Below are 17,955 nucleotides of genomic sequence, written 5' to 3'. Positions count from 1 at the left end.
CGCATGAGAATGACAAAAGAGGAAGAACGTCAATGGCTAAAGCAACGCATGGAAGAAGGACTGTTGACAGACGATAATCGCTTGCTTTGGGAAATGATCTTGCCAAGTCGCTTAAAGCGCATGTACGATGTGTTAAGCGAACGAACAAGATATATTACGATTTTGACGGAAGCGGTTGATGATCCGCACAATCAAGCAGCGGTGTTACGTTCAGCCGAGGCGTTCGGCATTCAAGACGTTCATGTTGTCGCCGGAGCGGCTCCATTTGAACCGAATAAATGGGTGACGCGACATGCGGACAAATGGTTAACCGTGCATAAACATTCATCGATTGAACAGGCCATTCGCCACCTCCAACAAAACGGCTATCAAGTATATGCAAGCTATTTAGGAGAGGGAACGATTCCGCTTGAACAAATCAACGTATCGAAGCCAACGGTGCTTTTGTTCGGAAATGAGCATCGCGGAGTATCCGAAGAGGCGCTTACTTTGGCGGACGGGAAATTTATCATTCCGATGAATGGCTTTGTGCAAAGCTTTAATATTTCCGTCGCTGCAGCGATCTCTCTGTACGATGTTACGAAGCGGGCGAAACAAGTGGCGAATGGGCGCTACTATTTGTCGCTTACGGAAAAGAAAGAAATATACGAACATTGGATGAAGCTTTCGCTTAGCCCACGGCTAAGAAAAATGGTGGAAAGTCAAATGGGAGGACGCAATGATTGAAGCGGTGATTTTTGATTTAGATGGCGTCATTGCTGATACCGTTGAGCTGTATTATATCGCGACAAAACGTGTCGCGGATGAAATTGGAGTGCCGTTTGATCGACAGCTTAATCAAAAGCTACAAGGTATGAGCAGACAGACGATGGTTGAGGCGCTTCTCGGTGAAAAAGCGCATGAATGGTCGGAGAAAGAAAAGCGAGCTCTTGGCGACCTTCGCGGTCAATATTATCGCGAGTTGATCGAGCAATTGTCGCCAAATGACGTGTTGCCGGGAATGAGGGATCTTCTTTGCGACATTCGGCGCGACGGCGTCCCGATGGCGCTCGCATCGTCAAGTTCAAACGCACGTATTGTTGTTGAACGTCTTGGCGTACATTCTTTTTTTGACGTCATTGTCGATGTAAAAACAATTACGCGCATGAAGCCAGATCCAGAAATTTTTTTAACAGCCGCGAAAGAACTTCATGTCGATCCGTCTTGTTGTATCGCTATTGAAGACGGAGAGGCAGGCATGAAAGCAATTAAGCAAACAAATATGTTTTCCGTCGGCATCGGAGCTCATTTAGCTCCGCTTTCCCCTGATTGGCTCGTTCAACGGACAACACAACTGACGTGGGGCGAGTTAAAAAAACGGTTTATGCAAAAAGCTGGTCAATGACGACCAGCTTATTTTGCGCCTAATATTTCCTTTGCTTTTTCGACAAGTTCTTCTGATGGCGTCGGGATGCCTTCAAGCGGATATGTCAGCCCGAGCGCTTTCCATTTGTACACGCCGAGTTGATGATACGGAAGTACCTCAATTTTTTCGACGTTGTGCAACGTACGAATGAAGTCAGCTAAGCGATGTAAATCTTCTTCATCGTCTGTGACGGTTGGAACGAGCACATGACGAATCCAGACGGGTACGTTTCGCTCAGATAATAAACGAGCAAAAGCTAAAATATGTTCATTCGTTTTTCCTGTTAGTTTCCGATGTTTTTTTTCATCGATATGTTTTAAATCTAGCAAAATTAAATCTGTATATTGAAGCAATTCATCAAGCTTTTGTTGGAACGATGCTTCCGTGGTATAACATCCCCCTGATGAATCAATCGTTGTATGAATGCCAAGCTGCTTACAGCGACGAAAAAGTTCAATTAAAAAGTCGATTTGTAAAAGTGGCTCGCCACCACTGACTGTTATTCCACCACCAGACGCTTGCATAAACGGCAAATATGTTTGGGCATCAGTGATGATTTCATCGACAGACATTTGTTTTCCTTTGCCAATTTCCCACGTATCTGCGTTGTGGCAATATTGACAACGTAATAAACAGCCTTGGGTGAAAATGACATAACGAATGCCGGGACCATCCACTGTTCCACACGATTCAATCGAATGAATAAATCCGTTCATATTGTTTTCCTCCTAGGTAGAAAGCTCCCACAATGTGTGGGAGCTTCCATTACATCGTTTCATGGAACGTCCGATTAATGACGTCAATTTGTTGTTCACGTGTTAATTTAATAAAGTTGACCGCATAACCTGATACGCGAATAGTCAATTGCGGATATTTTTCAGGATGTTCCATCGCGTCAAGTAACGTGTCGCGGTTAAAGACGTTGACGTTTAAGTGATGACCGCGTTTTTGCGCATAGCCATCTAAAATCGCCACGAGGTTTTGAATGCGTGTTGCGTCATCTTTACCGAGCGCTTTTGGTACGATCGAGAACGTGTTCGAAATGCCGTCTAATGCATATTCATACGGTAATTTGGCGACAGAGCTTAATGACGCAAGCGCTCCTTTTGTGTCGCGACCGTGCAACGGGTTAGCGCCAGGTGCGAACGGTTCGCCAGCGCGACGACCATCAGGCGTATTTCCTGTCTTTTTGCCATATACGACGTTTGATGTGATCGTTAAAATCGATGTTGTATGCTTCGAATCGCGATACGTTTTATGTTTGCGTAATTTTGTCATAAAGCGCTCAACAATATCGACGGCAATCGAATCGACACGGTCATCGTTGTTGCCGTATTTCGGGAAGTCGCCTTCAATTTCAAAGTCGACCGCTAAGCCATTTTCGTCGCGAATGGTTTTTACTTTTGCATATTTTATTGCGCTAAGTGAGTCAGCAACGACAGAAAGACCAGCAATTCCCGTTGCCATCGTGCGCAAAATGTGCGTATCGTGAAGCGCCATTTCGATTCGTTCATAACAATATTTATCGTGCATGTAATGGATGACGTTTAATGTATTAATATACAATTCAGCTAGCCATTCCATGACGTTATCGAATTTGCGCATCACTTCTTCATAATCTAAGTATTCAGATGTGATTGGCGCAAACTCTGGACCGATTTGCACTTTTAACTTTTCATCCACCCCGCCGTTAATTGCGTATAACAATGCTTTCGCAAGGTTTGCGCGCGCACCGAAAAACTGCATTTGTTTACCGATGCGCATCGCGGATACGCAGCATGCGATGCCGTAGTCGTCGCCGAACTCAGGACGCATTAAATCGTCATTTTCATATTGAATGGAGCTTGTTTGAATCGACATTTTTGCACAATATTTTTTAAATGCTTCTGGTAATTTTGTCGACCAAAGAACCGTTAAGTTTGGTTCTGGCGCTGGACCTAAGTTGTCAAGCGTATGCAAGAAACGGAATGAGTTTTTCGTTACAAGTGGACGACCGTCAATCGCGACACCGCCGATCGACTCTGTGACCCACGTTGGGTCACCGCTAAATAACTCGTTGTATTCTGGTGTTCTTGCAAATTTCACGAGACGCAATTTCATGACGAAATGGTCAACAAGCTCTTGCGCTTCGCGTTCAGTTAATGTTCCTTCTTGTAAGTCGCGTTCAATATAAATATCTAAAAATGTGGAGACACGACCTAAGCTCATGGCCGCACCGTTTTGTTCTTTAATCGCAGCGAGGTAAGCGAAATATAGCCACTGGAACGCCTCATGTGCGTTGCGCGCTGGTTTCGAAATATCATAGCCATAGCTTGCCGCCATTTCTTTTAGTTCTTGAAGGGCGCGAATTTGTTCAGCTAATTCTTCACGGAGACGAATGATGTCTTCGCTCATTGTGCGCGCACCTGTGTTGCGTAAATCTGTTTTCTTCTCTTCAATTAAGCGATCAACACCGTATAACGCTACGCGACGGTAGTCACCGATAATGCGACCGCGTCCATATGCGTCAGGGAGTCCTGTAATGATTCCTGCTTTGCGTGCGGCCTTCATTTCGTCTGTATATACGTCAAATACGCCTTGGTTATGTGTTTTGCGATATTGCGTAAAAATTTTCTTTACTTCATCGCTTACTTGGTAGCCGTACGCTTCGCACGCTTGTTCAGCCATGCGAATCCCACCAAATGGCATAAGTGCTCGTTTAAACGGTTCATCGGTTTGAAAACCGACGACCTTTTCAAGTTCTTTATTTAAATAACCAGGTCCATGCGACGTAATCGTCGATACAATTTCCGTATCCATGTTGAGAACGCCGCCTTTTTCGCGTTCTAACTTTGAAAGTTCCATCACTTGTTCCCACAGTTTTTTCGTCGCTTCTGTCGGACCTTGTAAAAATGATTCATCCCCTGTGTAAACGGTTACGTTATTTAAAATAAAATCACGAACGTCAATTTCTCTTTTCCATTTATCACCTTTGAACGTTCTCCATGCGTCCGTCAACGTTTCATTCACAGTAAGTAGCGTCATGATAATCTCCTCCCAATCATCAGAATAAAAGTACCCCCTATATAAAGAATACTACTTTTTTACATGACGAGGAGAAAGAAGGATTGACGAATTTGTGAAACATTGATCAAAAATATTTTTTAAAATAAAGATTTTTCCAAAAATTATTTTTATAAAATTTGTTGCATAAAAACAATAAAGCTGATAATATGTGAAACATAGAGAGCATAACATGTTTATACACAAATATTTATTATTTTACAACAGATAGTAAGGGGGATACAGTTGATGAAAAAAGGAATGATGGCAACACTTATTTTTATACTTATGTTTGCGCTTGTAGGGTGTGGTAGTTCAACAGAAAAAACAGCAACAACAGAAAAGAAAATTACAGTTGTGACAGACGCGGCGTTTGCCCCATTTGAGTACATGGATAAAGGTGAAATTGTCGGCTTTGATGTCGATTTATTAAAAGCAGTCATGAAGGAAGCAGGATTAGCATATGAATTAAAAAACATCGGTTGGGATCCATTGTTTGCGGCTATTCAAGGAAAGACAGCGGATATGGCTGTTTCAGGTATTACAATTAACGATGATCGAAAACAAACATATGACTTTTCCATTCCGTACTTTGAATCGACACATATGATTCTTGTGAAAGAAGGAAGTTCGATTAAAAGCGCGAAAGATTTACAAGGAAAAGTTGTCGGCGTCCAAAACGGGACAACAGGACAAGAAGCCGTTGAAAAAATTTTAGGAAAAGAGAATCAAAATATTAAAAAGTTTGAGAATACAGTCGTTGCGATTATGGATTTATTAAACGGCGGTGTGGAAGCCGTTGTAACAGATAATGCTGTTGCGAACGAATATGTAAAAAATAATCCAGATGCTAAAATTGTAGCATTTGAGGATCCTGAACATTTTGAATCTGAATTTTACGGCTTCATGTTCCCGAAAGGAAGCGAGTTGAAGCAAAAAGTAGACGAAGCGTTGAAAAAGGTAATTGAAAACGGAACGTATACAGAAATTTATAAGAAATGGTTTGGTACAGAACCGAATATTGAATCATTACAACAACAGCAATAACGTCGACGAAAAATTGCGTAACTGTAGACAGTTACGCAATTTTTACAAGAAGAAAGGTGAGGGATGATGGATTTTCGTTTCAACATTATTGTAGAATATGCCCCGTTTTTTTTGAAAGGGGTACTATGGACAATCGGCTTATCTTTGATCGGTATCCTTTTCGGGACGATTCTTGGTTTAGCCATTGGGCTTGGGAAAATGGTTCAAAATCGTCTTGTTCGTTTGCCGTTTGATTGGTACGTTCATTTTTTCCGTGGAACGCCATTATTTGTACAAATTTTACTTATTCATTTTGGCATCATGCCGATGTTTACCGCCCAACCGAACCCGCTCGTATCGGGAGCGATTTCGTTATCTTTAAATGCGGCCGCGTACATTGCTGAAATTTTCCGCGCTGGTATCCAATCGATTGATCGTGGGCAAATGGAAGCGGCACGTTCGCTTGGAATGACGCATGTACAAGCGATGCGTTACATCATTTTACCACAAGCGATCAAGCGCATGATCCCGCCACTTGGTAACGAATTTATCGTCCTTATTAAAGATTCATCGCTTGCGGCAATTATTGCGGCACCTGAGCTTATGTACTGGGGACGAGCGATGCAAGGGCAATATTATCGCGTCTGGGAGCCGTACTTAACCGTTGCGCTTATTTACTTAGTGCTCACCCTTTCATTAAGCAAGTTGTTACATCGGTTAGAAAGAAGGTATGATGCATGATTCAAGTCACAAATCTGAAAAAATCATACGGATCGCTCCAAGTGTTAAAAGGAATTGATGTGCACATTCATGAAAAGGAAGTGGTTGTTGTCATCGGTCCGTCTGGATCGGGAAAGTCGACGTTTTTACGTTGTTTAAACATGTTGGAAGATTTTGATGAAGGGGATATTGTTGTTGACGGATTTTATTTAAAAGATCCGAAAACGGATTTAAATAAAGTGCGTGAAGAAGTTGGCATGGTGTTTCAACGATTTAACTTATTTCCGCATATGACGGTGCTTGATAATATTACACTCGCCCCGATGAAAGTGCGCAAATGGTCGAAAGAAAAAGCGACAGAAAAAGCGATGCAGTTGCTTGCGAAAGTCGGTTTACAAGATAAGGCACACGTATATCCGGATTCATTATCCGGTGGACAGGCACAGCGTGTTGCTATTGCTCGTGCGCTTGCGATGGAGCCGAAAGTGATGTTATTTGACGAGCCGACGTCTGCGCTCGATCCGGAAATGGTCGGGGAAGTGCTTGCCGTCATGAAGCAACTAGCGAAAGAAGGAATGACGATGGTCGTTGTGACGCATGAGATGGGATTTGCGCGTGAAGTCGGGGATCGCGTTCTCTTTATGGACGGTGGAGTGATCGTAGAGGAAGGAACACCACAACAAATTTTTGATGCACCACAACATGAGCGAACGAAGTCGTTTTTATCTAAAGTGTTATAAGAAAAAGGTGTCCCGTTTGTCAGGACACCTTTTGTTGTATAAAAATTCGAGTTCAGAGAGCTGTCTAGCTCTGATCGCTCTATTTATGCTAACAACTGTTTGTCTAAAGCCACTTCAACTGGAACGTAGTCGTAACCGAGGTCGCGTGCGACAGCTTCGTATGTGATTTCTCCGTTTGCGACGTTTACACCAAGGCGTAATGCAGGATTGTCTGCGACCGCTTTGTGTACGCCTTTATTTGCAATTTGTAGTGCGTATGGCATTGTGACGTTTGTAAGTGCAAGTGTTGATGTGCGTGGAACCGCCCCTGGCATGTTTGCAACTGCGTAGTGAACGACACCGTGTTTCACGTATGTTGGGTTGTCGTGTGTCGTCACATGGTCGCTCGTTTCAACAATCCCGCCTTGGTCGATCGCTACGTCAACGATGACTGAACCTGGTTGCATCGCTTTGACCATTTCTTCTGTCACAAGTTTTGGTGCTTTTGCTCCAGGGATTAATACGGCGCCAATGACAAGGTCAGACTCCGCCACCGCTTGTGCGATGTTCATAGGGTTAGACATCAATGTATTAATTTGGCTTCCGAAAATATCGTCAAGTTCACGTAAACGTTCTGCGCTTAAATCGATAATTGTCACGTTTGCACCTAAGCCGATCGCCACTTTTGCTGCGTTTGTTCCGACGACACCGCCGCCAATGATTGTCACTTTTCCGCGGCTAACGCCTGGAACTCCGGAAAGAAGAATACCTTTTCCGCCTTTTGTTTTTTCGAGGAATTGTGCACCAATTTGTGCTGCCATACGTCCTGCTACTTCGCTCATCGGTGTTAAAAGTGGCAACGTACGACCAACTTGTACCGTTTCATAAGCGATGGCGATGACACCTTTTTCTTTTAGCGCACGTGCTAATTCTGGTTCAGCAGCGAGGTGTAAGTATGTGAACAATACTAATCCCGGACGGAAGTATTCGTATTCACTTGGTAGTGGTTCTTTGACTTTCATGACCATATCCGCTTGCGCCCAGACGTCTGCAGCACGTTCAACGATTTGCGCTCCTGCCTGAACGTAAGCCTCATTTGTGAAACCGCTTCCAATTCCTGCATCTTTCTCAATTAATACAGTATGTCCATTGCTGACAAATGACATGACGCCAGCAGGTGTAATAGCTACGCGATTTTCGTTATTTTTAATTTCCTTTGGAACACCAATAATCATGTGCTGTTTCCCCTTTCATGTTGTCTTTTATTATTATCTACAGTATAAATGTTTTTTATCATTTGTTGTTTGTTTAGAAAAGAGAAAGAAAAAACAAGCTTTTGTGGATTTCCACAAAAGCTACGTTGTCCGATATTTGTCTAATTTCATATCGATATATAGTTTTACTTTTTCGCCCATGTTGCCTAGGTCGATGTTTCCAATTTCACTAATTCGCTTTAGGCGGTAAGCAAGCGTATTCGGATGAATATTGAGCGTTTTCGCCGTTTCATTGACGTTGCTGTCACAGTCGAGATACGTTTCAATCGTCTCCACTAAGTTTGTATGGTGCTGTGCATCATATTGTTTCAGCTTTTCGAGTGCTGCGTTGTGGAAATCCCCATGTCGTTTTTTTTCAAAAAGTAAATCAAAAAATTGATACATGCCGAGATGCTGATAACCTTGAATATTCGCAAGTTGATGAGGGAAGGCACGTTTCATTTTTAACACCGTTTGCGCTTCCTCGTAGCTTTTTGCAATTTTTGTATAGCACTCGTACACATTTCCGAATGCCCCCATCATAATGTCCACGCGAAATCGCTCTCTCATTTGTGTCATAAATGAACGAAAAAATCGTTCAATGTGTGCTTCTCCATAGACGTCTGAACTTGGAGCAACGAGCACAATTAGTCGTTGGTGATCAATCGTATAAAGTGGGACGGCGAGTTGCTGTGTCGTTTTTAATAAATAATCAATTTGTCTTTCTACTTGTGTTTGAATATGTTGTTGAAATTGAAAAATGCCAACAGAAAAAAATGGATAAACATGTACGTTTAATTGATGACATTGTTCAATTACTTCGTGAGGAGATGGAAAATGCCCAGTCAATAGCTTCCAAAAAAACTCTTGAATGCGCTCTTCTTTTTTATGTTTGCGAATTTGTAGTTGCAATAACAAATTTTTCGCTGCTTTCGCTGCTTGTTTTAACAAGTCAAACTGTTGCTCCGTCCATGGTTCGTTCATTTCAATTGCCCAAATAAACCCGAGCACCTCTTTATTTCTCCAAATCGAAATGGCGATACGATTGCCGAGCCCTACTTCTGAAATTTCCGCGACACGAACAGGTTCCTCGCTTTGCAGGAGCCTTGGGATCACCCCTTCGCGCCATAAACTATTAATGACGCGCTCTGGCACGCGCCGGTGGATAATGGTCGCTGTACGAGCTGGATCGGTATAATGTTCATGTCCACTATAAGCAATTAAGCGATGGTTTGCATCTTCAATCGTAATCGGACATTGCAACAACTCGCTCACACGATCTGCAAATTCCTCTAAACTTTCAAAATGAGTGGCAAAAGGGTTCATCGCATCCACTCCGTTTCGTATGTTGTCTTATGATTATTGTAGCACGTTTTATTGTTGTGCGTTGCATTTGTATGATGGAACGTATTACGATGGAATGGGAGGGATGACGATGAAGCAAGGAGTTATTAGTCTTGGTGAAGCGTTAATTGATTTTATTCCACTTGATGAAACAAATCTTGCGTATCAAAAAAGCCCAGGAGGAGCGCCAGCGAATGTCGCGGTTGGTGTCGCGCGGTTGGGTGCGCCATCGACGTTTCTAGGGAAAGTGGGCCGAGATGTACTCGGTGTCTTTTTAAAAGAAACGCTTGATAAATACGGTGTAAATACGACTTGGCTTCAATTTAGTGATGATGTTCGTACAGGTGTCGTTTTTGTAACGCTAGCGGAAAATGGGGAACGAAGCTTTGACTTTTACATTAATCCGAGTGCCGATCGCTTTTTACGCGAAGAAGAAATAGATGAATCGCTATTTCATACACATCGCATTCTCCATTTTGGTTCGATCTCATTGATTAGCGAACCAGCACGCAACGCAACAAAGCGAGCTGTCATGCTAGCTAAGGAAAACGGAATGATTGTCTCGTATGATCCGAATTTACGTCTCGGTTTATGGGAAAGTGAACAACAAGCTCGTGAAATGATTATATCGATGTTACGAGAAGCGGATGTGCTTAAAATTTCTGAAGAGGAATTGACGTTTATTACAGGGGAGAGAGATATACAAAAAGGTGTAGATGCCCTTGCTTCCTACAACATTCCGCTCATTGTCGTCACGCTAGGGGAAAACGGTAGTTATGCGTTTACGAAAGAAGGGTCTGTATTTACGCCAGCGCTTAAAGTAGAGGCGGTTGATACGACAGGGGCGGGTGATGCTTTCGTTTCCGGGATGCTGTATTGCTTACATGAAAGAGAAGGCACAATGGATTCTCTATCGCTTTCGGAAGTTGAACAAATGACGCGCTTTGCAAGTGTTTCGGGAGCGCTAGCTGCATCAACAAAAGGAGCAATGACAGCGCTGCCAACACTCAGTGAAGTCGAGCACATTTTATGTGAAGGTTGGTTGAAATAATAGAAATTATGTTAAAACTTTTTCTTGTCAAATGTTCAGTTTTTTTCGTATGATGAAACAAAAGGGAGTATTCCTTCAAATATGGAAGGTTGCTCCTTTTTCATTCATAAATAAAAGGTGATGAAGCGATGGAGCAAGATAAGCTAAAAAAAGTCGTTGAAGCAGCGAAATTGTATTATTTGCTAGACTACAATCAAAACGACATTGCAAAAAAGCTTGGCGTATCGCGGCCGACGGTGTCGCGTCTACTACAGCAAGCAAAAGAAGAAGGAATTGTAGAAATTAAAATTAACGATCCGGCTGAAGATATTCAACAGTTAGCAAGGCAAATTGAACAAAAGTTCAATATAAAAAAAGCAATTGTTGTATCTGTACCGGAACATCAAGATGGCATTATTAAAAAATATTTAGGGAAAGAAGCGGCAGAATACTTACGTTCGATTGTCAAAGATGGCGATATTATCGGTGTCACATGGGGAACGACGTTATATCACGTCGCATTACAACTGAAACATAAACATGTCAAAGACGTGAAAGTTGTACAATTAAAAGGTGGCGTCAGCTTATCAGAAACGAATACGTTTGCCTCTGATATTTTGCATTTGTTTGGAAGCGCATTCAACGCAACAGTGCATCATTTGCCGCTACCTGCGATCGTTGATCATGTCGTTGTGAAACAAGCGATGGAGGCTGACCGCCACATTCGTAAAATTCTCGATCTAGGACGCCAAGCGAATATCGCTGTCTTTACGATCGGACCAATTAAATCAGAGTCGTTATTGTTTCAACTCGGTTATTTTACAGAGGAAGATTTGCAAACAATTTATTCAAAAGCTGCTGGTGACATTTGTTCACGTTTTTTTGATCAAAATGGAAAACTATGTAGTGAGGAGTTAAATGCGCGCACGCTCGGCATTGAGTTAGAGGAATTAAAAAAGAAAGAATACTCGATTGTGATCGCAGGAGGTATTCATAAAGTCGCTGGTATATACGGTGCGTTAAAAGGAAAGTATGCGAACGTATTAGTGACCGATCAATTTACTGCTGAATGTTTGTTAGAAAAAGAATAAAGAAAAGATAAATGGGGGAAAAGAAGAAAAGCCCCCTTTATTTATTGTAAAAAGGAAGAAAGATTTAGCGAAACCATGAATTTTCTTTAACATTTGTTCATGTTAACGTTTACATATGTTCGTTTTCCTGTTATATTGATTACGTAATCAAAAATTCAACTTATAGGAGTGTGCAACATGAATATCGTTTGGGGACTTGTTGGTATCTCTGTTGTCCTTGGGATCGCTTTTCTTTCTTCAAACAATCGCAAAGCGATTAATCCGCGAACGATTTTAGGTGGTCTTGCGATTCAAGTCGCTTTTGCGTTTATCGTTTTAAAATGGGAAGCGGGGAAAGCGGCCTTACAGTGGCTGACAAATGGCATCACAAACATTATTAACTATGCGAACGAAGGAATTAACTTTTTGTTCGGTGGTGTGTTTGCGGCAAAAGGAATTGGATTTGTGTTTGCGTTCCAAGTGCTGCCGGTCGTCATTTTCTTCTCTGCGTTAATTTCTGTTCTTTACTATATCGGTGTCATGCAGTGGATCATTAAAATGATCGGTGGTCCGCTTGCCAAATTGCTCGGAACGAGTAAAGCGGAGTCGATGTCAGCAGCAGCGAACATTTTTGTTGGTCAAACAGAAGCACCGCTTGTCATTCGTCCGTATTTATCAAAAATGACACAATCTGAACTGTTTGCGGTCATGACAGGAGGGTTAGCATCTGTTGCTGGTTCTGTGCTCGTTGGTTACTCGCTTTTAGGTGTTCCGCTTGAATATTTACTTGCGGCAAGTTTCATGGCAGCGCCAGCAGGATTAGTCATGGCGAAAATGATTGTGCCAGAAACAGAGCCGATTAAAGAAGATGAACATTTTGAAATGGAAAAAGACGAAGAATCAACAAACGTCATCGACGCGGCTGCGCGCGGAGCAAGTGATGGCTTAAAGTTAGCATTAAATATCGGTGCAATGTTGTTAGCATTTATCGCCCTTATTGCGTTAATTAACGGATTGCTTAGCGGAATCGGAAGTTTGTTTAACTATGATGGTTTAACACTTCAAAAAATTTTAGGATTCGTATTTGCTCCTCTTGCATTTGCAATCGGTGTACCTTGGTCTGAAGCGGTGACAGCTGGTGGATTTATCGGCCAAAAATTAATTTTAAACGAGTTTGTTGCTTATTCATCGTTTGCGCCACAAATTCCAGACTTATCAGCAAAAACGGTAGCGATCGTTAGCTTTGCGCTATGTGGATTTGCTAATATTTCTTCGATGGGTATTTTGCTTGGTGGGTTAGGAAGCTTAGCGCCAAATCGTCGCAGCGACATTGCGCGCATGGGTTTAAAAGCCGTCCTCGCTGGTATGCTTGCGTCATTGTTAAGCGCATCCATCGCAGGAATGTTTATTTAACGACGAAGCGCCTCGTACGCTTCAATCACATCAAATTTTAAGGAGGAATACATGATGAACATTGCTAGCATGATCGATCATACGTTATTAAAACCAGAAACAACGAAAGCGCAAATTGAAAAATTAGTGGAAGAAGCGAAAAAGTACGAATTTGCATCTGTATGTGTTAATCCAACGTGGGTGAAATTTGTTGCTGAACGTTTGCAAGGAACAAAAGTAAAAGTATGTACAGTAATCGGCTTTCCTTTAGGAGCAACAACACCAGAAGTAAAAGCGTTTGAAACAAAACAAGCGATCGAAAACGGCGCGCAAGAAGTCGATATGGTTATTAACATTGGTGCGTTAAAAGATGGTGATGATGAGCTTGTAGAGCGTGACATTCGTGCCGTCGTGGAGGCAGCAAAAGGAAAAGCCTTAACGAAGGTCATTATCGAGACAGCGTTGTTGACAGATGAAGAAAAAGTGCGCGCATGCGAGATTGCTGTTCGTGCTGGTGCGGATTTTGTAAAAACATCAACAGGATTTGCAAGCGGTGGGGCAACAGTTGAAGATGTCGCATTAATGCGCAAAACAGTTGGTCCAAACGTTGGTGTAAAAGCATCTGGTGGTGTACGTAGTGCAGCGGATGCAAAAGCGATGATTGAAGCGGGGGCAAATCGCATCGGTACAAGCTCTGGACCAGCAATTATGGACGGAACAACGTCAAACGAAGCATATTAATGGAGGCGTCCACATATGAAAGAAGTATTACTTAGCTTACTTGCTGGGCTTGTCGTTGGGATTTTATTTAAGTTTTTACGTCTGCCGTTGCCAGCTCCGCCTGTATTAGCAGGAATGATGGGCGTATTTGGCGTATATTTAGGTGGCGTTGTTGCAGATTGGTTAATGAAGACGTTTTTTAATTAAACAGCCCAAGAAGGGATGATCAACAATGAATAAACAACAGTTAATTGAAGCGGCAAAACAAGCGAGAGAGCGGGCGTACGTTCCGTATTCAAAGTTTAAAGTGGGAGCAGCGCTATTAACGAAAGACGGAAAAGTGTACGGTGGTTGCAACATTGAAAACGCCTCATACGGTTTATGCAACTGTGCAGAGCGTACCGCTTTATTTAAAGCATACTCGGAAGGTGACCATGAGTATGCGATGTTAGCTGTCGTTGCGGATACGGAGCGACCAGTTCCCCCGTGTGGCGCATGCCGTCAAGTCATTGTTGAATTATGTGATCCAAATATGCCTGTTGTTTTAGCGAATATGAAAGGCGATGTGCAAGAAACGACAGTGAAAGAACTTCTCCCTGGAGCGTTTTCAAAAGAAGATTTGCGCTAAGCGTCGGTTTTTCCCGACGCTTTTTGCATTGATACATAACAAAAAAGGAAATATAATCATGAGGAAGGCGATTTGACAGCTGACAATGGAGGCTTTTGACTGTTCATGATAAATGTATAAATATTTATAAAAATTTTGTAAAAATCTGATGATCATTTTATGTGAAAAAAGTCAAAAAGGGGCTGGGAGAAGATGATTCGCACGTATAAAGTCATGCTTCTGCCCAATAATAAGCAAAAGACGAAGCTATTTCAATGCGCAGGTGTTGCCAGATGGGCGTATAGCTTTGCATTAGCACAACAACAAGAAAATGATAAACAAGGTGGTCAATTTTTAAGTGATGGTGAATTAAGAAAAAGGTTAACGCAGCTCAAACAAACGAAAGAGTATAGTTGGCTCAATCAATTCTCAAACAACATTACAAAACAAGCAATGAAAGATGCGTGTCAAGCCTACAAAAACTTTTTTGAAGGACGAGCGAAGTTTCCGAAGTTTAAAACAAAAAAGCGAACACGCCCAAGTTTTTATCAAGACACCGCCAAAATCAAAGTGACCGACACGCATGTGAAACTAGAGAAACTGACGCCTTCCAAAAAGAAAAATAGACAGAAATTCAATTGGATCCGTCTTGCTGAAAGAGATCGTATTCCTCACGGTGCAAATATAAAGTATGTCAATCCGCGCATCGTGTTTGACGGACTTCACTGGTTTTTAACGGTCGGTGTAGAGGAAGCGGAAGTGAAACATGAAACATACAGCGAAGGCATCGGCATTGATTTGGGAGTAAAATCGTTCGCTACCGTCAGCAATGGGATGACATTTCCAAACATCCATCACATGCCTCAAGTGAAAAAGCTTGAAAAACAAATCAAACGAATGCAAAGAAAAATATCGCGAAAATATGAAATGAACAAAATCCAAACAGAAAGGGGGGAATTCCGTTACAGAAAAACGGAAAACATCAAGAAACTAGAATTCCTTGTTTTGAAAAAACGCCGAAGGCTAAAAAATACCCAGCTAAACTATACCCACCACATCACAACGACGTTGGTGAAAACCAAGCCAGCGTATGTCGTGATGGAAGACTTGAATACAAGCGGCATGTTAAAAAATCGGAAGCTATCGAAAGCGATTCAACAACAAACATTCCACGAGTTCAAGCGGCAAATGACGTACAAATGTGCATGGCATGGGATCGAGTTGATCGTGGCGGATCGTTTTTATCCGTCAAGCAAAAAGTGTAGCTGTTGCGGTCATGTAAAAGAGAAGCTTTCTCTATCCGAACGGACGTATCGCTGTGAAGCGTGCGGGATAGAAATGGATCGCGACCTCAACGCGAGCATCAACTTGAAAAACTATGCCAAGTAAAGCACAACATGTACCCATCCGTTAGTGGGGAAGTGAAGCCTTCGGAGCGCCAAGGAAACGAGAGTAGCTTTTTGCGAAATCGGGCGCGATGAACAAGGAAGGAAACATAGACTTTTATAAGTTTTTTATAAAGTCTTGTAAGTTTTCTGTAACGGGATGACATGAGTAAAGACGTATCAAAAAACAAATTGCTTTGGATTGCAGGACTTGGTTGGCTATTTGATGCGATGGATGTCGGCATGCTTTCATTTATTATGGCTGCCTTGCAGAAGGAGTGGAATTTAACGACTGAGCAAATGGGGTGGATCGGAAGTATTAACTCGATCGGCATGGCTGTCGGTGCGCTCGTTTTTGGATTGTTAGCTGACCGCATTGGGCGAAAACAAGTTTTCATCATCACGCTTTTATTGTTTTCGATCGGTAGCGGTCTATCTGCGCTTGCCACAACGTTAATGGTCTTTTTAATTTTACGCTTTTTCATTGGCATGGGTCTTGGTGGAGAGCTTCCGGTTGCATCGACGCTCGTATCGGAAAGCGTGCCTGCACATGAGCGCGGAAAAGTTGTTGTTTTATTGGAAAGCTTTTGGGCAGGCGGTTGGTTAGTAGCAGCGCTCATTTCATTTTTCATTATTCCATCGTATGGATGGCAAATGGCGCTCATTTTAGGAGCTGTACCAGCGCTATATGCAATTTATTTACGCATGAACTTACCAGATTCACAAAAGTTTATCGCGACAAAAACAGAGCGTCGTTCCGTTTGGCGAAATATTGCGGACGTTTGGGCAAAACCGTATGCAAAACAAACGACAATGCTTTGGATTTTATGGTTTGCGGTCGTCTTTTCCTATTACGGCATGTTTTTATGGTTGCCGAGCGTCATGGTCATGAAAGGATTTAGTTTAATTAAAAGCTTTGAATACGTACTCATTATGACGTTAGCGCAATTGCCAGGTTATTTTAGCGTGGCATGGTTAATTGAACGGATCGGACGAAAAGCAGTACTGATCATTTATTTAACTGGTACTGCATTAAGTGCTTATTTCTTCGGAAATGCCGAGACAGCTACCGCATTAATGACATTTGGCGCATTGTTATCGTTTTTCAATCTCGGCGCTTGGGGAGCGCTTTACGCATACACACCAGAGCAATATCCAACGGTTATTCGAGCAACAGGGGCAGGGATGGCTGCTTCATTCGGACGCATCGGTGGCATTTTAGGACCGCTTCTTGTCGGTTATCTCGTTGCACAAAACGTGTCGATCACGATGATTTTTGCGATGTTTTGTATCGCCATTTTCATCGGCGCGCTTGCTGTCCTTTTCCTCGGAAAAGAAACGAAACAACAAGAACTCGCATAATCATAAGAAAAGAAGCTATAATGGTATCATTGTAGCTTCTTCTTTTGAAAGGAGATATTTCATTTGGGTGTTTCTGTAGTCATTGCGACATATAACCGATTATTACCTTTAGCAGAATTACTAGAGTCATTAAGCAAGCAAACGTATAAACCAACGCAAATCATTATTGTCAACGATGGGGGTTCATCGGTACAGGCCGCGGTTGATGCGTATCCTGAGCTTCCTATTGAAATTATCCAATTGCATGAAAATGTCGGGCATGTTGAGGCGCGGAATATCGGTGTGCGTGCGGTGACAGAAGATTTTATTATGCTCTGTGATGATGACGATTTACTATTGCCGTGCCATATTGAGCGAATGATTGCGAATATGAATGATGCGGATTTTGTATATTCGGACGTAGAAATTTTCCATTATCGTATTGAGAACGGAATGCGCATACCGACAGATCGTTTTTTATTTGCATATGAATGTGATTTACAAGCGATGCGTTCGTTTTCCACGTATGTCCCTTCAGGTAGCATGTATCGGCGCGTGATTCATGATATAATTGGCTATTTTGATCCATACGTTCATAACTATTGGGATTGGGATTTCTTTTTACGTGTGGCGAAAGAGTTTCGCATCAAGCGCGTATCGACAGCGAGCGTCCTCTATGCTTTTTCAAATGAAGGCGATCATTTATCGAAACAAATGAACGAAACGAGGCAAATGTATTTAGGCCGATTAAGTGAAAAACACGAGCTTGGCGATTTACCGACGAAAAACTTTTGGCTTCTTTTATCGGAGCCCGAAGTGCAAAGACGGAAAGCAAAAAGTGAAATCATATGGGATGGTGAACCGTTTCGCTCGCGACTTGCTCACTCTATTCACTGTTAGG

General features: G+C 42.3%; 18 protein-coding genes. 14 read left to right on the top strand and 4 right to left on the bottom strand.

Annotated features, from left to right (window positions below; translation table 11 throughout):
• The first annotated feature begins 9 nt into the window (after window positions 1-9).
• Window positions 10-726, top strand: a complete 717-nt coding sequence (locus HNR43_RS07350) for a TrmH family RNA methyltransferase (protein ID WP_042894333.1) — start codon at window positions 10-12, stop codon at window positions 724-726.
• Window positions 719-1,384 (top strand): beta-phosphoglucomutase, encoded by a 666-nt coding sequence (gene pgmB, locus HNR43_RS07345; protein WP_183242607.1) that lies wholly within the window; start codon window positions 719-721, stop codon window positions 1,382-1,384. Before HNR43_RS07350 ends, pgmB begins: the two co-directional genes overlap by 8 nt.
• An 8-nt stretch (window positions 1,385-1,392) precedes the next feature.
• Here the strand turns inward: pgmB and pflA are convergent, their stop codons facing one another.
• Together pflA and pflB are read right to left on the bottom strand one after the other, a co-directional pair.
• Complete coding sequence (pflA, locus tag HNR43_RS07340; protein WP_183242605.1) at window positions 1,393-2,121, bottom strand: pyruvate formate-lyase-activating protein; 729 nt, start codon at window positions 2,119-2,121, stop codon at window positions 1,393-1,395.
• Window positions 2,122-2,170: 49 nt separating this feature from the next.
• Window positions 2,171-4,429 (bottom strand): formate C-acetyltransferase, encoded by a 2,259-nt coding sequence (gene pflB / locus HNR43_RS07335; RefSeq protein ID WP_183242603.1) that lies wholly within the window; start codon window positions 4,427-4,429, stop codon window positions 2,171-2,173.
• Window positions 4,430-4,696: 267 nt separating this feature from the next.
• Between pflB and HNR43_RS07330 the strand changes: the two genes are divergently transcribed.
• From HNR43_RS07330 to HNR43_RS07320, 3 genes are all read left to right on the top strand, one after another.
• A complete protein-coding gene (locus HNR43_RS07330; protein ID WP_183242602.1) occupies window positions 4,697-5,494 on the top strand; it encodes a basic amino acid ABC transporter substrate-binding protein in 798 nt (265 codons plus the stop codon).
• Between the two features lie 66 nt (window positions 5,495-5,560).
• Entirely contained in the window at window positions 5,561-6,214 is a 654-nt protein-coding gene (locus tag HNR43_RS07325; RefSeq protein ID WP_183242600.1) for an amino acid ABC transporter permease, read from the top strand.
• Window positions 6,211-6,933 carry an amino acid ABC transporter ATP-binding protein gene (locus tag HNR43_RS07320; RefSeq protein WP_183242598.1) on the top strand — a complete coding sequence of 241 codons (723 nt, stop codon included), beginning with the start codon at window positions 6,211-6,213 and terminating at the stop codon, window positions 6,931-6,933. The genes HNR43_RS07325 and HNR43_RS07320 overlap by 4 nt, the downstream gene beginning before the upstream one ends.
• 83 nt (window positions 6,934-7,016) lie before the next feature.
• On the opposite strand, the gene ald is transcribed toward HNR43_RS07320, so the two are convergent.
• Together ald and HNR43_RS07310 are read right to left on the bottom strand one after the other, a co-directional pair.
• A complete protein-coding gene (ald, locus tag HNR43_RS07315; RefSeq protein ID WP_183242596.1) occupies window positions 7,017-8,147 on the bottom strand; it encodes an alanine dehydrogenase in 1,131 nt (376 codons plus the stop codon).
• 120 nt (window positions 8,148-8,267) lie between these two features.
• Window positions 8,268-9,491, bottom strand: a complete 1,224-nt coding sequence (locus HNR43_RS07310) for a helix-turn-helix domain-containing protein (RefSeq protein WP_183242594.1) — start codon at window positions 9,489-9,491, stop codon at window positions 8,268-8,270.
• Window positions 9,492-9,594: 103 nt separating this feature from the next.
• Between HNR43_RS07310 and HNR43_RS07305 the strand changes: the two genes are divergently transcribed.
• The 9 genes from HNR43_RS07305 to HNR43_RS07265 all read left to right on the top strand — a co-directional run bounded on the left by HNR43_RS07305 (window position 9,595) and on the right by HNR43_RS07265 (window position 17,954).
• Complete coding sequence (locus tag HNR43_RS07305; RefSeq protein ID WP_183242592.1) at window positions 9,595-10,560, top strand: aminoimidazole riboside kinase; 966 nt, start codon at window positions 9,595-9,597, stop codon at window positions 10,558-10,560.
• A 128-nt stretch (window positions 10,561-10,688) separates the two neighbouring features.
• Window positions 10,689-11,630 carry a DNA-binding transcriptional repressor DeoR gene (gene deoR / locus HNR43_RS07300; protein ID WP_183242590.1) on the top strand — a complete coding sequence of 314 codons (942 nt, stop codon included), beginning with the start codon at window positions 10,689-10,691 and terminating at the stop codon, window positions 11,628-11,630.
• Window positions 11,631-11,807: 177 nt separating this feature from the next.
• Window positions 11,808-13,022 carry a NupC/NupG family nucleoside CNT transporter gene (locus tag HNR43_RS07295; protein ID WP_183242588.1) on the top strand — a complete coding sequence of 405 codons (1,215 nt, stop codon included), beginning with the start codon at window positions 11,808-11,810 and terminating at the stop codon, window positions 13,020-13,022.
• A gap of 51 nt (window positions 13,023-13,073) precedes the next feature.
• The gene (deoC, locus tag HNR43_RS07290) at window positions 13,074-13,742 is read left to right on the top strand and encodes a deoxyribose-phosphate aldolase (protein ID WP_425486529.1); all 669 of its coding nucleotides are present in this window, start codon (window positions 13,074-13,076) and stop codon (window positions 13,740-13,742) included.
• 15 nt (window positions 13,743-13,757) lie between these two features.
• The gene (locus HNR43_RS07285; protein WP_003397112.1) at window positions 13,758-13,928 is read left to right on the top strand and encodes a XapX domain-containing protein; all 171 of its coding nucleotides are present in this window, start codon (window positions 13,758-13,760) and stop codon (window positions 13,926-13,928) included.
• A gap of 25 nt (window positions 13,929-13,953) precedes the next feature.
• Window positions 13,954-14,349: a cytidine deaminase gene (locus HNR43_RS07280; RefSeq protein WP_006321049.1), complete on the top strand. Its 396-nt coding sequence runs from the start codon at window positions 13,954-13,956 to the stop codon at window positions 14,347-14,349.
• A gap of 192 nt (window positions 14,350-14,541) precedes the next feature.
• Entirely contained in the window at window positions 14,542-15,717 is a 1,176-nt protein-coding gene (locus HNR43_RS07275; protein ID WP_183242584.1) for an RNA-guided endonuclease InsQ/TnpB family protein, read from the top strand.
• A 161-nt stretch (window positions 15,718-15,878) separates the two neighbouring features.
• A complete protein-coding gene (locus HNR43_RS07270) occupies window positions 15,879-17,075 on the top strand; it encodes an MFS transporter (protein WP_183242582.1) in 1,197 nt (398 codons plus the stop codon).
• A 63-nt stretch (window positions 17,076-17,138) separates the two neighbouring features.
• Entirely contained in the window at window positions 17,139-17,954 is an 816-nt protein-coding gene (locus HNR43_RS07265) for a glycosyltransferase family 2 protein (protein ID WP_183242580.1), read from the top strand.
• Window position 17,955 lies beyond the last annotated feature (1 nt).

It is taken from the genome of Anoxybacillus mongoliensis, assembly GCF_014201515.1.
Classification (GTDB): Bacteria; Bacillota; Bacilli; order Bacillales; family Anoxybacillaceae; genus Anoxybacillus; species Anoxybacillus mongoliensis.
This window is presented reverse-complemented; position numbering and strand designations above follow the sequence as displayed.